This window comes from Corallococcus sp. CA053C (assembly GCF_003611675.1).
Classification (GTDB): domain Bacteria; phylum Myxococcota; class Myxococcia; order Myxococcales; family Myxococcaceae; genus Corallococcus.
The window spans coordinates 1-13,883 of the sequence record NZ_RAWA01000254.1 but is presented as its reverse complement, the minus strand read 5'-3'; the positions used below and the strand labels follow the sequence as shown (position 1 = coordinate 13,883).

The following is a 13,883-nucleotide window of genomic DNA, read 5'->3' as shown; positions in this document are numbered from 1 at the left end:
AGCCCACCCCCACCACCGAGGCGCGGCCCATCACGCCTCCGCCGCCCGTGCCGCCTGCGTCCGGCATCTCGCGGGACGTGGAGGACCAGGAGGACGACGGGGCCGAGGACGCCGCCGAACCGGCGGTGCCCGCCAAGGCCCAGCGCGCGTTCCTCACGCTGCGCACGAACCTCCCGGCTCGCGTCTACATCGACGGGGTGCAGGTGCGCCGCACGACGCCGCTGGTGAACTACCCGGTCCGCGCCGGCACGCGCGACATCCGCGTGGTCGCGCTCTCCACCGGCGAGCGCAAGGACTTCCAGCTCCGCTTCTCGCGGGGCCAGCACCAGAAGCTGGACGAGCAGTTCCAGCCTCTGCCCACCAGGCGGTGACCGTGGAGCGGACGCGCATCTTCGTCGTCGAGGACCAGCCGCAGCTGCTGCGCAACCTGATCAAGGTCCTGGGCACCTTCCCGGAGCTGGAGGTGGTGGGCACGTCCCAGGACGGCGAACAGGCCGTGGAGGACATCGTCCGCGAGCGCCCGCAGCTCGTCCTGCTGGACCTGGAGCTGCCGGGCATGCACGGCATCCAGGTGACCCAGAAGGTCAAGCGCCGCGCACCCGAGGTGGAGATCCTCATCCTCACGTCCTTCGAGGAGGAGCAGAAGGTCTACGAGGCCATCCAGGCCGGCGCTTCCGGGTACCTGGTCAAGCGCGTGGGGCCGGAGAAGATCCGCTCCGCCATCCAGGAAGTCATGGAGGGCGGCACGGTGCTGGAGCCCCTCATCGCCCGCAGGTTCTGGAACTACTTCCAATCCGTCCAGGCGAAGCCCGCCCAGAAGCCCGCGCAGCTGCCGTGGGGGCTCACCGAGCTGGAGCTGGACGTGCTGCGCTACGTGGCCAAGGGCCTGTCCAACGCGGAGGTGGGGCAGGTGATGACGCTGGAGCGCCGGACGGTGCGCACGCACCTGTCGCATATCTACCGGAAGATGGGCGTCAACTCCCATGTGGATGCCGTGGTGATGGCACTGCGTGAAGGTGTCGTGGATCTCTAGCCCCGGCGTGGTTACGGTGGGGCACCTATGCCCAAGGCTTCCCCGCGGTCCGCCGCGCGCGCGGTGGACCCCATCCTCCACGCCCTCTTCGACGTTCACGAGGCAACGCTTCCCAACGGCCTCAAGGTCCGCCTGCTGGCGAACCACCAGGCCCCGGTGGTGAGCCTCTACACCTTCTTCCAGGTGGGCAGCCGCAACGAGCGGCCCGGCATCACCGGCATCAGCCACCTGTTCGAACACATGATGTTCAACGGGGCGAAGAAGTACGGCCCCAAGATGTTCGACAAGACGCTCGAGTCGAACGGCGGTCGCTCCAACGCGTACACGTCCAACGACATGACGGTGTACTACGACGACTTCTCCGCCGACGCGCTGGAGACGGTGCTCGACCTGGAGTCGGACCGGATGCGCTCGCTGCGCATCTCCGACCAGACGCTCACGAGCGAGCGCGAGGTCGTCAAGGAGGAGCGCCGCGTCCGGGTGGACAATGAAATCCCCGGCATGATGGACGAGGAGCTGGGCACGCTCGTCTACAAGGCGCACGCGTACCGCTGGCCCGTCATCGGATGGATGGCGGACATCGAGAACATCACCCGCGAGGACTGCCAGCAGTACTTCCGCACGTACTACGCGCCCAACAACGCGGTGCTCTACATCGTCGGGGACATCGACCCGAAGAAGACGCTCGCGCTGGTGCGCCGCTACTACGGCGACATCCCGCGCGGCCCCTCGCCCGCCCCGGTGCTCAACGCGGAGCCGGAGCAGAAGGGGGAGCGCCGCGCCGTCGTGCGCCACCCCGCGCAGTCCCCGTCGGTGATGATCGGCTTCCGGGGCCCCGCGGCGAGCGACGAGGACACGCTGGTGCTGGATGTCGTCCAGTACGTGCTCACCAAGGGCGAGGGCAGCCGGCTGGTGAAGTCGCTCGTGTATGACCAGAAGGCCGTCGTGTCGGTGAGCCTGGACTGGAGCTGGCGCATCGACCCGGGGACCGTGCTGTTCTACCTGGAGCTCAAGCCGGACTCGGATCCAGCGAAGGTGGAGGGCCTGCTGTACGCGGAGCTGGAGAAGCTCGCGCGCGAGGGCGTCACCGACAAGGAGCTGCAGAAGGCGAAGAACAACCTGCGCGCGGACCACCTGCGCGAGCTGTCCACCAACAGCGGCCGCGGCCACGCCCTGGGCCACTACGAGGCCCTCCTGGGCGACTGGCGCGAGGGCCTGTCCCTGCCGACCTTCTACGCCTCCGTCACGCCCGAGCAGGTGAAGGCCGTCGCCGCGAAGTACTTCGCCCCCGAGCGTCGCTCGGTGGTCACCCTCCAGCCCGAAGCCGGCGCCATCGAGCCCGGCGACGACGCGGACGCTTGAAGCGTCCCGCGAGGAAACCGCTCCCGCGTATGGCCTCCCGAAAAATCGCCTCCGTGAAGAAGACCGTCCGCAAGGCCGCCAAGGCCGTGCGCAAACAGGCCGTCAGCGCCCGCAACAAGGTCGCCGCGGTCCGCGCCAAGGCCCCGGCGCGCTCCAAGTCTGCTCCAAAGCCCGCTCCGAAGTCCGCTCCGAAGTCCGCTCCGAAGTCCGCTCCGAAGTCCGCCGCTCCGAAGTCCGGGGCCGCGGCCACCGGGGCGCTGAAACTGCCGCCCCTGCATGAGAGCACCACGTCCACGGGCCTCAAGGTCATCGCCGCCGAGCGTGGGCCGCTGCCGCTCGTGTCCGTGCGGCTGGTGATGCGCGCCGGTGCCGTGTGGGATCCCCCGGGCAAGGACGGCCTGGCGGACTTCACCGCGCGCCTGCTGCGCCGGGGCACGAAGCGCATGGACGCCGACGGCATCAGCGAGGCCGTGGAGTTCGTGGGCGCCAGCCTCTACGCGGGCGTCAACGAGGACGTGCTGTCCGTCTACCTCACCACGCCCGCGGAGCACTTCTCCGCGATGCTGGACGTGCTGGGGCAGGTGGTGCGCGAGCCCACGTTCCCGGAGCAGGAGGTGGTGGACGCCCGCGAGCGCGCGCTCGCGCAGTTCGCCAACGACCTGGACGACCCGTCCGCCATCGCCGACCGCGCCTTCACGCGCGCGCTCTGGGGGGACCACCCCTACGGGCGCGACCTGGGCGGCATCAAGCGCACCGTGTCCACCTTCACCCGCGACGACGTCGCGCGCTTCCACGCCGAGCGCATGGGCCCGCGCGTGTCGATGCTCACCGTGGTGGGCGCCCTTTCGCCGGAGACGGTGGCCGCGGAGGCGGAGCGCGCCTTCGCCGGCTGGACGGGCGGACCGGACACGCCGCCGGAATTGCCGCGCAAGCAGGCGCCGCTCGCGAAGGCGGGGCAGGTGCTCCTCATCGACAAGCCGGACCAGACGCAGTCCCAGGTGCGCCTGGGCGGCCCGGGCTTCTGGCTGGGCCACGAGGACTACTTCCCCGCCACGGCGATGAACATCGCGCTGGGCGGCGGCTTCACGTCGCGCCTGATGAACGAGATCCGCGTCAACCGCGGCCTCACCTACGGCGTCAGCTCCTACTTCGACACGATGAGCGCGGGCGGCGTGTTCGCGCTGTCCACGTTCACGAAGACGGCGTCCACGCGGGAGATCATCGACGTGGCGCTGGAGGAGATCCACGGCGTGCGCGACGGCGGCCTCAAGACGCGTGAGCTGAAGGACGCGCAGAGCTACCTGGCCGGCCTCTACCCGCTGCGCACGGAGACCAACGAGTCCGTGGCGTCCGTCATCGCGGACATCCGCATGCACGGGCTGGGCGACGACTGGGTGGAGAAGTTCCGCGACCGGCTGCGCGCCGTGACGCCGAAGGACGTGTCCCGCGTGGCGAAGAAGTATGCCTTCGCGGACCGGCCCGTCATCGTCGTGCTGGGCAAGGCGTCGGAGGTGAAGCCGCTCCTGGAAGGGCTGGGCCCCATCACCGTCGTGCCCGCGTCGGAGTACGAGTGAGCGGCAGCGCCCGCATCCTCTTCGACGACGCGGGAGTCCTGGTGGTGGACAAGCCGGCCGGGGTGCTCGTCATCCCCGGTCGGGAGGGCGGCGCCTGCCTGCGCGACACGCTGGAGGCGGAGCGGGGGCGCAAGGTGTACGTGGTGCACCGGTTGGATCGCGACACGTCCGGCGTCCTCGTCTTCGCCCTGGAGGCCGGCGTGCATCGCGCGCTCTCCCAGGCGTTCGAGGCGGGCAAGGTCCGCAAGCGCTACCGCGCGCTGGTGGAGGGCCGGCTGGAGGCGCCCCAGTGGGTGGACGTGCCGCTGGTGGCCGGACGCAAGGGCCGCATGCGCGCGGCCCGGCCGGAGGAACCGGACGCCAAGCCTTCGCGCACGCGCGTGCGCCCGGTGGAGACCTTCGCGCGGGCCTCGCTGGTGGAGGCCGAGCCGGTGACGGGCCGCACGCACCAGATCCGCGTGCACCTGCTGGCCCTGGGCCATCCGCTGCTCGTGGATCACCAGTACGGCCGCGAGGCGCCGCTCACCGAGGGCGACCTGGGAGGGCAGGGGACGCGGGAGGTGCTCGCGCGCACGCCCCTGCATGCCGCGCGCGTGGAGTGGCCGGCGCTGCCAGGGGTGCCGGCGCACGCCGTGGAGGCCCCGCTGCCCCCGGACATGCTGCGGGCGCTGGAGTTGCTGCGCGCCGCCGGGTGAGGCCCGCGCTACGGGGGCGCGGACAGCGTGAAGAGGTTGGACGTGGCCGTCACGCCATAGCCGTCCGTCACGATGAGCTGCACGGTCCCCGCGGTGGCATCCACGCTGACGGTCGCGGTGCACACGCCGCTCTCGCACGGGCCGATCTTCTGCGGCTTCACCTTGCCCCGTGACGAGGCCACTTCCAGGGAGCCGTTGAAGTGCGGGGCCCGGGGGCCCTCGGCGTGCAAGGTGATGGAGAAGGCTTCCCGAATCGTGCGCGCGCCTTCGATGGGGTCGAAGGCGTAGCCGGTGATGTCGCCCTGGAGGATGGGGTCCCCCGGTTGGGCCCCGCCATCCGTCCGGGTGCCTGCGTCGAAGTCCGCCTCGACGGGCCCCGCGTCGGTCCCCCCCATCAGGACCCCCGCGTCCTCGTCGGGCTCCTCCTCCTTGTCATGGCCGGGCGGCACCAACTCGAGCGCGTCCTCTTTCACGTTCTCCCGCCCGTCATCGAGCCGCAGCCGCAGCGCATGCACGCCCGCGCCCAGGCCCTTGGGCACCGTGGCGATGGCAACGCCTTCGGGATCGAAGTGCGTCACCGTCGCTTCCGTCTCGTCCAGCCAGACGCGACCCGATACGACGCGGTCGCTCGCCGTCTTGTCCGCGTAGTCCACGGCCACGGCGTAGCGCGCTTCGAACTGCACGGTGAGCTCGCCGTCCTTGGTGTTGACGGGCAGCGTGGCCGGCTCCACCGAGACGATGGTGGGCGCGGGCAGCTCAGGGCCGCTCGTGCAGGCCCACGCCAGCACCGCCATTCCCACCAGCGCCACGCCTCCGCGCTTCACGGTGTGAACCCCAACCCGAAGGACACGGACACACCGCCCAGCTGCGCGTGGAGCGAAGGCGTCCGCACCGGCGCCAGCGCGCCGCGCACCTCCGTGAGCACGCTCCAGCGCCCGAAGCCATACGCACCCTGCACGGCCAGGAAACCCATGGCGCCAAGCTTGCGCTCATCCGTGGCGGGCGGGAAGACGTCCGGGGTCTCGGGCTCCGCCAACGACAGCTGATGGCGCAAAGCGAGCACTCCGCCCCCTGCACGGCCGTCCAGGCGGAGGGAGCCCTGCTGGAAAAGGGTGACGCGCGTGGACAGCAGGAGGGGGAATCCCCAGACGCGCGAGCGCACCTGCGCACCGTCCTCCCGCCGCACGTCGAGCATCGCGTGGCGGACGCCCACCTCCGCCTCCGCCGCCAACCGTCCGTGCCACACGGGCAGGGGAACGGTGACGCCCAGCGCCAGCAGCGGTCCCCCGTTGGCGCCGCTCGCGAACGAGGCCCCGCCCAGCACGAACAGCGACGTGCGCTTGCCGCGCGTGCGCGAAGCCGTGGGCGCGTCAGGCGAAGTGGAAGGGAAGGGCAGGAGGTTGTCATCCGCCGGCGTCAGCTCCGGCAGGGAGGGGCGGGTCCGCGCGGGCCGCACGTCGGCCTGGACCCGCGCCGCGTCCGTCTCCGCCGAGTCGCGCCAGCGCACCGTGACGGACACCCGCGGGGCTTCCGCCCGAGGCCGCACCACGAGGCGCCCGCGTCCCTTGGGAGGTTCGATCTTCACCGTGGCGCCGGTCGCGATGACGTCCACGTCCGATGGCCGCACCTCGCCCTCCACCCCTTCGAGGACGAGCCAACCTCCGCCTTCCGCCGACAGCGGCTCCGGCGTGAGCGCGGCGACCAGGGGACGTTCGGAAGGCACCTCCAGCGGCGTGCTGCGATCCGTGGTGAGCGTGCCCCGCGTCGCGAGCACGCGCGCCTCCTTCGCGTCCGGAGGCACCTCCACCGGGACCTGCGCCCGCCCGTGCACGTCCGCCTTCACCGGACCGAAGCGGGCATCGCCCACCGCGACCACCACCTCCGCTCCGGGCGCGGTGGACACGTCCAGCGTGGTGCGCCCCAGCAGGGGAATCCGCACGGTGGTGACCTCCGGGGGCCGTCCATCCTCCACCCAGAACGCGAGCACCGCCCACAGCGGGTAGCGCACCGGCGGTGGCGTCCAGCGGAAGACCCGCTCCGCGCGGCCCTCCACTCGCGTCACATCCCAGGTGCCGGACGAGGCCGCCGCGCGCACGGGGCCGGCGCCCTCGGGCACCCGCACCCGCACCACCACCACGGTGTCCTGCCCGAGCACCAGGCGCCCGGGCGTCGCCTCCACCTCTGGCAATTCGGCCTGCGCCACGGTGGCGACGCAGAGGAGGAGGAGGGCGGCGATGAAGAGCGGCGGACGCATGCGGGGCAACCAGCGCCCCAGTTGACCGCCGCTCGGGCCTGCGGGTCAATCCCCGGAAGGCGGGGAACTCTCCGAGGCGGCTTCCAGGTCCATGCCCAGGTCCGTATCCGTGTCCATGTCCGGCGGCGGATCCGCCATGGGCTTGTCCGCGGGACCGGAGCGCTTGTTGGACGGGGGGTTGAAGGCGGGCCGGTCCACCGGCTCACCGCCCCGGCCGTGCACCAGCGTCTTGGTGTCGGAGCGGAAGGTGAGGTCCACCTTGTCGCCGCGCACCGCGGTCACCAGGCCCACCCCGAACGTCGGGTGGTGGATGACCTGATCCACGCGGTACGTGTCCTTGGGGCTGTACTTGGGCGCGCTGGCGATGTCCTTGCCCGCGAGCTGGTCGTCGAAGGAGATGACGACCTTCTCCGCGCGCGGGGTGCCGGCGCGCGCGGCCTTGGCCGTGGCGGCCTTCGTGGGACGATCCGTGACTCCCGCCTTGCCGCGGAAGGCGTGTTCCCCGCCGCAGGTGTTGCAACGGACGCGAGCGATCTTCGGACCGACCATCGCGAGGATGGTGTGTGCGAGTGACAACTTGCAGCGGGTGCAGAGGGAATCCACCTCGCCGCCGACCTTCTGGGTAGCCATGCTGTTGTGTCGCTCTGGCCCGGCAACTCCCCAGAAGGGCGCGCCGGGCGTTGAAGGAAAAGGGTCGCGGAACATAACGGCCTCCCCCTGGAGGAGAAAGCCCCATCGCATCCCACCCCCTGACGACGCGCGTGCGCCCCCTTGCCAGCCAACCATGGCGGTGGGGGTGGGATACCCCGGGGACGGGAGTTCGCTTGTGCGCGCGTCCGGGGCACGTAGAGTAGCCGGACTGAACGCATGACCACCGAAACCCCCAGCAAACCGAACCGCCTGAGCGGGGCCTTCGTCCAGTCGGTGGAGGGCTTCGGCAAGGGCCTCATCGACGTCGTCTCCACCATCGGCGGCGTCGTCGCCCTGGGCCTGGACGTCTTCCGCTGGAGCGTCCGGCGCCCCTTCCGCCTGACGAACCTGTTCACCCAGCTGGACTTCGTGGGGGTGGGCTCCATCTTCATCGTCGGGCTCACCGGCAGCTTCACCGGCATGGTGTTCGCCCTCCAGACGTCCACCGCCTTTGCCCTCTTCGACGCGGAGAGCCTCGTGGGCCCCACCGTGGCCCTGACGCTCACCCGCGAGCTGTCCGCGGTGTTCGCCGCGCTGATGGTCACCATGCGGGCGGGCTCCGCCATGTGCACGGAGCTGGGCACCATGCGCGTCACCGAACAGGTGGACGCGCTGGAGACCATGGCCGTCAACCCGGTGCAGTACCTGCTGGTGCCCCGGGTGCTCGCGGGCCTGTTCATGGTCCCCGCGCTCACCATGCTCTTCAACACCACGGGCATGACGGGCGCCTACATCGTCGCGGTGTTCGGCCTGGGCATCTCCCCCGGCACCTTCCTGTCGCGCACGCAGCAGTGGATGGCGCCCTCGGACGTCTACGAGGGCCTCATCAAGGGCGCCATCTTCGGCCTGTCCGTGGCCCTCATCTGCTGCTTCAAGGGCTACAACGCGTCCGGTGGCGCCAAGGGCGTGGGCCAGGCCACCACGGAGGCGATGGTCGCGAGCGCGCTGTCCATCTTCATCCTCGATTTCATCGTCGGCATGATGATGCACTGATGGCCCCGCCGACTTCAGATCCGGCCCCGAGGCCGATGATCGACATCGTGGACCTGCACAAGACGTTCGGTCCCAACAAGGTCCTCACCGGCATCAACCTCACGGTGCCGTCGGGCAGCACCTGCGTCATCCTGGGCGGCTCCGGTTCCGGCAAGACGGTGCTGATGAAGCACATGATCGGCCTGCTCAAGCCCGACACCGGCAAGGTCATCGTGGACGGGGAGGACATCGTCCCCATGGACGTCCAGGCCCTGCAGCAGGTCCGCCGCAGCTTCGGCATGGTGTTCCAGGCCGCCGCGCTCTTCGACTCCATGACGGTGTTCGAGAACGTCGCCTTCCCGCTGCGCCAGCACACGAAGCTGGACGAGGACGCCATCCGGGAGAAGGTCCGGAAGCGCCTGGACCTGATGAGCCTCAAGCCGGAGGTGGAGGGGAAGTTCCCCGCGGACCTGTCCGGCGGCATGCGCAAGCGCGTGGGCCTGGCGCGCGCCGTCGTGCTGGACCCGAAGGTCGTCCTCTACGACGAGCCCACAACCGGCCTGGATCCCATCACCACCGACTCCGTGGACGAGATGATCCTCACCGCGCAGAAGGAGCTGGGCGTCACCAGCGTCGTCATCAGCCACGACATCGCGTCCGCCTTCAACGTGGCGGATCAGATCGCCTTCCTCTCCAAGGGCGTCATCGTCGAACACGGTCCGCCGGAGCAGCTGCGCGAATCCCAACAGCCCGCCGTCCAGGTCTTCCTCCAGACGTGGTTCGGCAAGAACTAGGGCCAGCAAGAATTCCGCCCCTCCATGAAAAGCTGGCACCCGGCATGCAAATCGTTAGAGTCGCGCGCGGCCGGTAGCGCTCGGAGTCACATCAGGTGAAGAAGCTCGTCACGCCCTTCCGTGTTGGCCTGCTGGTCCTCGCCGCCGGGGCATTCCTCATCACGTTCGTGCTGTTCGCCCGCAAGGGCGGCCTGAGCGACCGTGAATCCACCCAGGTGTGGGCCTACTTCCGGGACGCGTCCGGACTCGCCGTACGCGGCCGGGTGCAGATCGCCGGCATCCCGGTGGGGGAGATCAGCGACATCACCCTGGAGGGCACGCGCGCCAAGGTCTGGCTGAAGATCCGCAAGGGCGTGGACGTGCGGCAGGACGCCGCCGTCACCAAGCGCTCGGAGTCGCTGCTCGGCGACTACCTGTTGGATCTGAACCCCGGCACGGAGCAGGCGCCCGCCCTGGAGAACGGCGGGCAGATCCGCCGCGTCATCGACACCCAGGGCGTGGAGGCCGTCTTCGAATCGCTGTCGCAGATCACCTCCGACATCCAGCAGGTGACGGGCGCGCTGCGCGAGGTGCTGGGCGGCGAGAAGGGCGCGGGCTCGCTGGAGCGCATCGTGGAGAACCTGGTCCGCCTGTCGGACTCGGTGGACGCGACGGTGCGCCGCAACACGGACCGGCTGGACACCATCATGGCCAACGTCGAGGGCGTGTCCTCGGACGTGCGCGCCATCACCCAGAGCAACGGGGCGGACGTCAACCGGATCGTCAACAACGTGGAGATGATCACCAAGGACGTCCGCGAGGTCCTGGGGACCGTCAAGAACATCGTGGGCAGCGGGGAAGGGGAGCTCAAGGAGAGCGTCTCCAGCCTCAAGCAGACCCTGGGTCGGCTGGACAACACGCTCGCCAACCTGGAGGACATCACCCGCAAGGTGAAGGACGGCGAGGGCGCTGCGGGCGCGCTGCTCACCGACGAGCAGCTGGGCCAGCGCGTGGGCGAGGCCGTCACCGACATCTCCGACTTCGCCAGCCGCCTCGCCAGCATCCAGACGGAGGTGGGCCTGACCAGCACCTACCTCCTGGCCCAGGGCGCGTCGAAGAACGGCCTGTCGTTGCGGATCATCCCCAAGCCGGACAAGTACTACCTGCTGGAGATCATCGACGACCCCCGCGGTTCGGTGAGCACGCAGGTGGTGCAGACCAACCCGCCGTCGGACGGGGACCCCGTCATCCAGACGCAGAAGGTGACCAAGGAGTCCTTCAAGATCAGCCTCCAGTTCGCCAAGCGCTACTACTTCACCACCCTGCGCGTGGGCCTCATCGAGTCCACGGGCGGCATCGGCGCGGACCTGCACTTCTTCGACGATGCGCTCACGCTGAAGATGGACGCGTTCAACTTCACCGCGGACGAGCTGCGCTACCCGCGCCTGCGCGCCACGCTGCGCGCCCAGGCGTTCGACCACCTGTTCGTCGTGGCGGGTATGGACGACATCATCAACGCCCAGCAGCGCGACACGGCCACCAAGCGGCTCATCGCCGGCCGGGACTTCTTCTTCGGTGCGGGCTTCTTCTTCACCGACGACGACCTGAAGTCCATCATCGCCACCACGGGCGTCCCCGCCTTCTAGCCGCTCCCCTTGACCTTGGCGGGCAGGTGTCGTACCCGGCACGGGCACGGGGTTTCCCTTACGAATCGCCGTGCCCTGACGCCGCTGTCCCCGCGCCAGGTCACTCCCAGGAAGCCCGCATGTCTCTTCTCGTCGTCGGTTCGATCGCGCTCGACTCGCTGGAAACGCCCTTCGGCAAGAAGGAGGACGTGCTCGGCGGGTCCGCCACCTACTTCTCCACCTCCGCGTCCTTCTTCGGGCCGGTGCAGCTGGTGGCGGTGGTGGGCGAGGACTTCCCGGAGGCCCACCTCCAGTTCCTGCGCGGCCGCGGCATCGACCTGGAGGGGCTCACCCGCGAGGCGGGCCGCACCTTCCGCTGGAAGGGCAAGTACGGCTGGGAGCTCAACGAGGCGCAGACGCTGGACACCCAGCTCAACGTCTTCGAGTCCTTCTCCCCGAACCTGCCGCAGGCGTACCGGGAGACCCCCTACGTCTTCCTGGGCAACATCCACCCGGAGCTCCAGTCGCGCGTGCTGGACCAGGTGAAGGCGCCCAAGCTGGTGGCCGCGGACACGATGAACTTCTGGATCCAGGGCAGCCGCGCCGCGCTCCTGAAGACGCTCCAGCGCGTGAACCTGCTCTTCATCAACGACGCGGAGGCGCGCCAGCTGTCCGGCGAGCACAACGTCGTGAAGGCCGCCCGCGCCATCCTGGCCATGGGCCCCTCGCGCGTGGTCATCAAGCGCGGCGAACACGGCGCGCTCCTCTTCGATCAGGACCACATCTTCGCCTGCCCGGCGTTCCCCCTGTCGGAGGTGTTCGACCCCACCGGCGCGGGTGACACCTTCGCCGGCGGCTTCATGGGCACCCTGGCCACGTCGTCCTCGGGCAAGGTGGACGGGCAGCTTCTGCGCAAGGCCATGGTCATGGGCAGCGTGATGGCCTCCTTCACCGTGGAGAAGTTCAGCCTGGAGCGCCTGCGCGAGGTGCAGCGCCCGGAGATCCACGCCCGCTTCAACGAGTTCAAGAAGCTGACCCACTTCGACGACCTGGGCCCGCTGGAACGGTAGCCGGTGAGGGGTTCGCGGTGGGGAACTTGACGGGCCGCACCCACCCTTCCTAGGCTCGGCGGAACGCAGTGGATGAATAAATCCGACACGGCCACCCTTTTTCAGCCCGAGTGGGTTCTGGAAGAGGCCCCTGTCGGGAGGTCACGGGTTGAGCGAAAACCGAAAGCACGCGCGGGTTGGCACCCACCTGCGCTGCTGGTGCGAGGGTGAGAACGTGACCCTGTATGCGCGCGTCGCGAACCTGAGCGAGGGCGGCCTCTTCCTGCGGACGAGCACCCCCCTGGCGAAGGGTGCGCGGGCGCAGGTGCGGCTGTCGCAGGCCACGGACACCGGGTTGCAGGCGCAGGCCACGGTCGTCTGGCTGCGTGGCGGCGAGCAGCCCGTCGGCCGGCCCCCGGGCATGGGCCTGAGGTTCGAAGCGTTGGACGCGGACGCGCTGGTGAGTCTGCGGCGCATCATCTCCCAGCAGCAGACCGCCCCATAGGCCCTCCCATGCGCATCGCCGTCATCTCCGACATCCACTCCAACATCGAGGCCCTCACGGAGGTGCTGAGGGTGGCGGAGCACCAGAAGGTGGACCGCTTCGTGTCGCTGGGGGACATCGTCGGGTACGGGGCGTCCCCCAACCCGTGCTGCGAGCTGGTGCGCTCGGTGGCGGAGATCACGCTCCTGGGCAACCACGACGCAGCGGTGGCCGGGCGCATGGACTACTCGTACTACTACGACGCCGCCCGGCACGCGCTCGACTGGAGCGCCAACGTGCTCTCCGACGAGAACCTGGCCTGGCTGCGCAGCCTCCCGTACACGTACCGCATCGGGGACGTGGGCTTCTGCCACGGTTCGCCCATCGACCCGAAGGCGTACGAGTACATCTTCGCGCTGGAGCAGGCGCGGGAGCTGACGCCGTACGTGGCGGAGCTGCCGGAAGTGACGTTCATCGGCCACAGCCACCTGTGCCGGGCGTTCGCCATTGGCAACGGGGAGGTGAACGACGTGGTGGCGCAGAAGTTCGTGCTGCGCAAGGGCTACAAGTACATCGTCTCCGTGGGCAGCGTGGGCCAGCCGCGCGACTACGACAACCGGGCCTGCTTCGTCATCTGCGACACGGACGCGCGCACGGTGGAGTACCTGCGCGTGGAGTACGACATCGAGACGTCCGCGCAGAAGATCTTCGACGCGGATCTCGCGCTGAACTTCGGCAAGCGCCTGTTCCTGGGCGTCTGACGGGCTGCTGGACGCCGTGCGCAAAAAGCGGCGCGGCTGGACGGAAGGTGGCATAAACCGGGACCGTGCGCCTCCAGGTCCTCCGTCCGATGCGGCCCTTCCGGGGCCTCGGTTTCGCAGCCGTCCTCGTCCTCGCGCTGAGCGCGTCCGGGTGCCGTCGCTCGCCCGCGCCGCCCTCGCCCGAGTACGAGCAGGCCAGCCGCCGGTGGACGTCGCTCTACGGGCAGAAGCTGGACGCCGCCTACCTGGACCCCGCGACGGGGGAGATTGAAGCGCTGCTCCAGCGCGTGCCCGCCGACAGCGTGGACTCCGCCGCGTCGCAGGACCTCTTGCGGCGCATCCAGGAGGGCCGCGCGCGCATGCAGGCGGCCGCCGAGGAGCAGCGGCGCGCCGTGGCCAGCGCCCGGACGGTGCCCACCACCGACCCGTCCCAGACGAACATCCCCCGGCGCGTGGAGCCCCAGGCCGAGGCCCCGGTGGACGCCGGCCTGGGAGACGCGGGCATGGTCGGCCCCCAGGTTGGCAGCCCGGCCTCCGAGCTGGTGGCGGGCTACCGGGGCTGCTTCCGGCGCTCCACGCCCGTCACGGTGGAAGGGCGGGGGATGCGGGAG

At 70.0% G+C, this 13,883-nt stretch carries 14 protein-coding genes and 1 pseudogene; 12 read left to right on the top strand and 3 right to left on the bottom strand.

What is annotated here, in order from left to right; genetic code table 11:
* The 5 genes and pseudogenes from D7V97_RS44825 to D7V97_RS27925 all read left to right on the top strand — a co-directional run.
* Nucleotides 1–371, top strand: a pseudogene (locus D7V97_RS44825) (serine/threonine protein kinase); the annotation flags it as partial.
* A gap of 2 nt (nt 372–373) precedes the next feature.
* Nucleotides 374–1,033 carry a response regulator transcription factor gene (locus D7V97_RS27940; RefSeq protein ID WP_199728966.1) on the top strand — a complete coding sequence of 220 codons (660 nt, stop codon included), beginning with the start codon at nt 374–376 and terminating at the stop codon, nt 1,031–1,033.
* A 27-nt stretch (nt 1,034–1,060) separates the two neighbouring features.
* Nucleotides 1,061–2,395, top strand: a complete 1,335-nt coding sequence (locus D7V97_RS27935) for a pitrilysin family protein (protein ID WP_120613687.1) — start codon at nt 1,061–1,063, stop codon at nt 2,393–2,395.
* A gap of 29 nt (nt 2,396–2,424) precedes the next feature.
* The gene (locus tag D7V97_RS27930) at nt 2,425–3,969 is read left to right on the top strand and encodes an insulinase family protein (protein WP_120613686.1); all 1,545 of its coding nucleotides are present in this window, start codon (nt 2,425–2,427) and stop codon (nt 3,967–3,969) included.
* On the top strand, nt 3,966–4,664 hold the full coding sequence (locus D7V97_RS27925) for an RluA family pseudouridine synthase (protein ID WP_120613685.1): 699 nt from the start codon (nt 3,966–3,968) through the stop codon (nt 4,662–4,664). Before D7V97_RS27930 ends, D7V97_RS27925 begins: the two co-directional genes overlap by 4 nt.
* Before the next feature lie 8 nt (nt 4,665–4,672).
* On the opposite strand, the gene D7V97_RS27920 is transcribed toward D7V97_RS27925, so the two are convergent.
* The 3 genes from D7V97_RS27920 to D7V97_RS27910 are packed head-to-tail and all read right to left on the bottom strand — an operon-like array spanning nt 4,673 to nt 7,548.
* Nucleotides 4,673–5,488, bottom strand: a complete 816-nt coding sequence (locus D7V97_RS27920; protein WP_120613684.1) for a hypothetical protein — start codon at nt 5,486–5,488, stop codon at nt 4,673–4,675.
* Nucleotides 5,485–6,918 carry a hypothetical protein gene (locus D7V97_RS27915; RefSeq protein ID WP_120613683.1) on the bottom strand — a complete coding sequence of 478 codons (1,434 nt, stop codon included), beginning with the start codon at nt 6,916–6,918 and terminating at the stop codon, nt 5,485–5,487. Before D7V97_RS27915 ends, D7V97_RS27920 begins: the two co-directional genes overlap by 4 nt.
* A gap of 45 nt (nt 6,919–6,963) precedes the next feature.
* Entirely contained in the window at nt 6,964–7,548 is a 585-nt protein-coding gene (locus tag D7V97_RS27910) for a hypothetical protein (protein ID WP_120613682.1), read from the bottom strand.
* 237 nt (nt 7,549–7,785) lie between these two features.
* On the opposite strand from D7V97_RS27910, the gene D7V97_RS27905 reads away from it, so the two are divergent.
* From D7V97_RS27905 to D7V97_RS27875, 7 genes are all read left to right on the top strand, one after another.
* Nucleotides 7,786–8,601: an ABC transporter permease gene (locus D7V97_RS27905; protein ID WP_120613681.1), complete on the top strand. Its 816-nt coding sequence runs from the start codon at nt 7,786–7,788 to the stop codon at nt 8,599–8,601.
* 35 nt (nt 8,602–8,636) lie between these two features.
* Nucleotides 8,637–9,374 carry an ABC transporter ATP-binding protein gene (locus D7V97_RS27900; RefSeq protein WP_120613680.1) on the top strand — a complete coding sequence of 246 codons (738 nt, stop codon included), beginning with the start codon at nt 8,637–8,639 and terminating at the stop codon, nt 9,372–9,374.
* 95 nt (nt 9,375–9,469) lie between these two features.
* Entirely contained in the window at nt 9,470–10,999 is a 1,530-nt protein-coding gene (locus tag D7V97_RS27895; RefSeq protein ID WP_120613679.1) for an MlaD family protein, read from the top strand.
* A 119-nt stretch (nt 11,000–11,118) separates the two neighbouring features.
* Nucleotides 11,119–12,048: a PfkB family carbohydrate kinase gene (locus D7V97_RS27890; protein ID WP_120613678.1), complete on the top strand. Its 930-nt coding sequence runs from the start codon at nt 11,119–11,121 to the stop codon at nt 12,046–12,048.
* A gap of 148 nt (nt 12,049–12,196) precedes the next feature.
* The gene (locus tag D7V97_RS27885) at nt 12,197–12,532 is read left to right on the top strand and encodes a TIGR02266 family protein (protein ID WP_120613677.1); all 336 of its coding nucleotides are present in this window, start codon (nt 12,197–12,199) and stop codon (nt 12,530–12,532) included.
* Nucleotides 12,533–12,540: 8 nt separating this feature from the next.
* On the top strand, nt 12,541–13,272 hold the full coding sequence (locus tag D7V97_RS27880) for a metallophosphoesterase (RefSeq protein WP_120613676.1): 732 nt from the start codon (nt 12,541–12,543) through the stop codon (nt 13,270–13,272).
* Between the two features lie 65 nt (nt 13,273–13,337).
* Nucleotides 13,338–13,883, top strand: a 546-nt coding sequence (locus D7V97_RS27875) for a hypothetical protein (RefSeq protein ID WP_199728965.1), incomplete at its 3' end; no start/stop codon positions are given.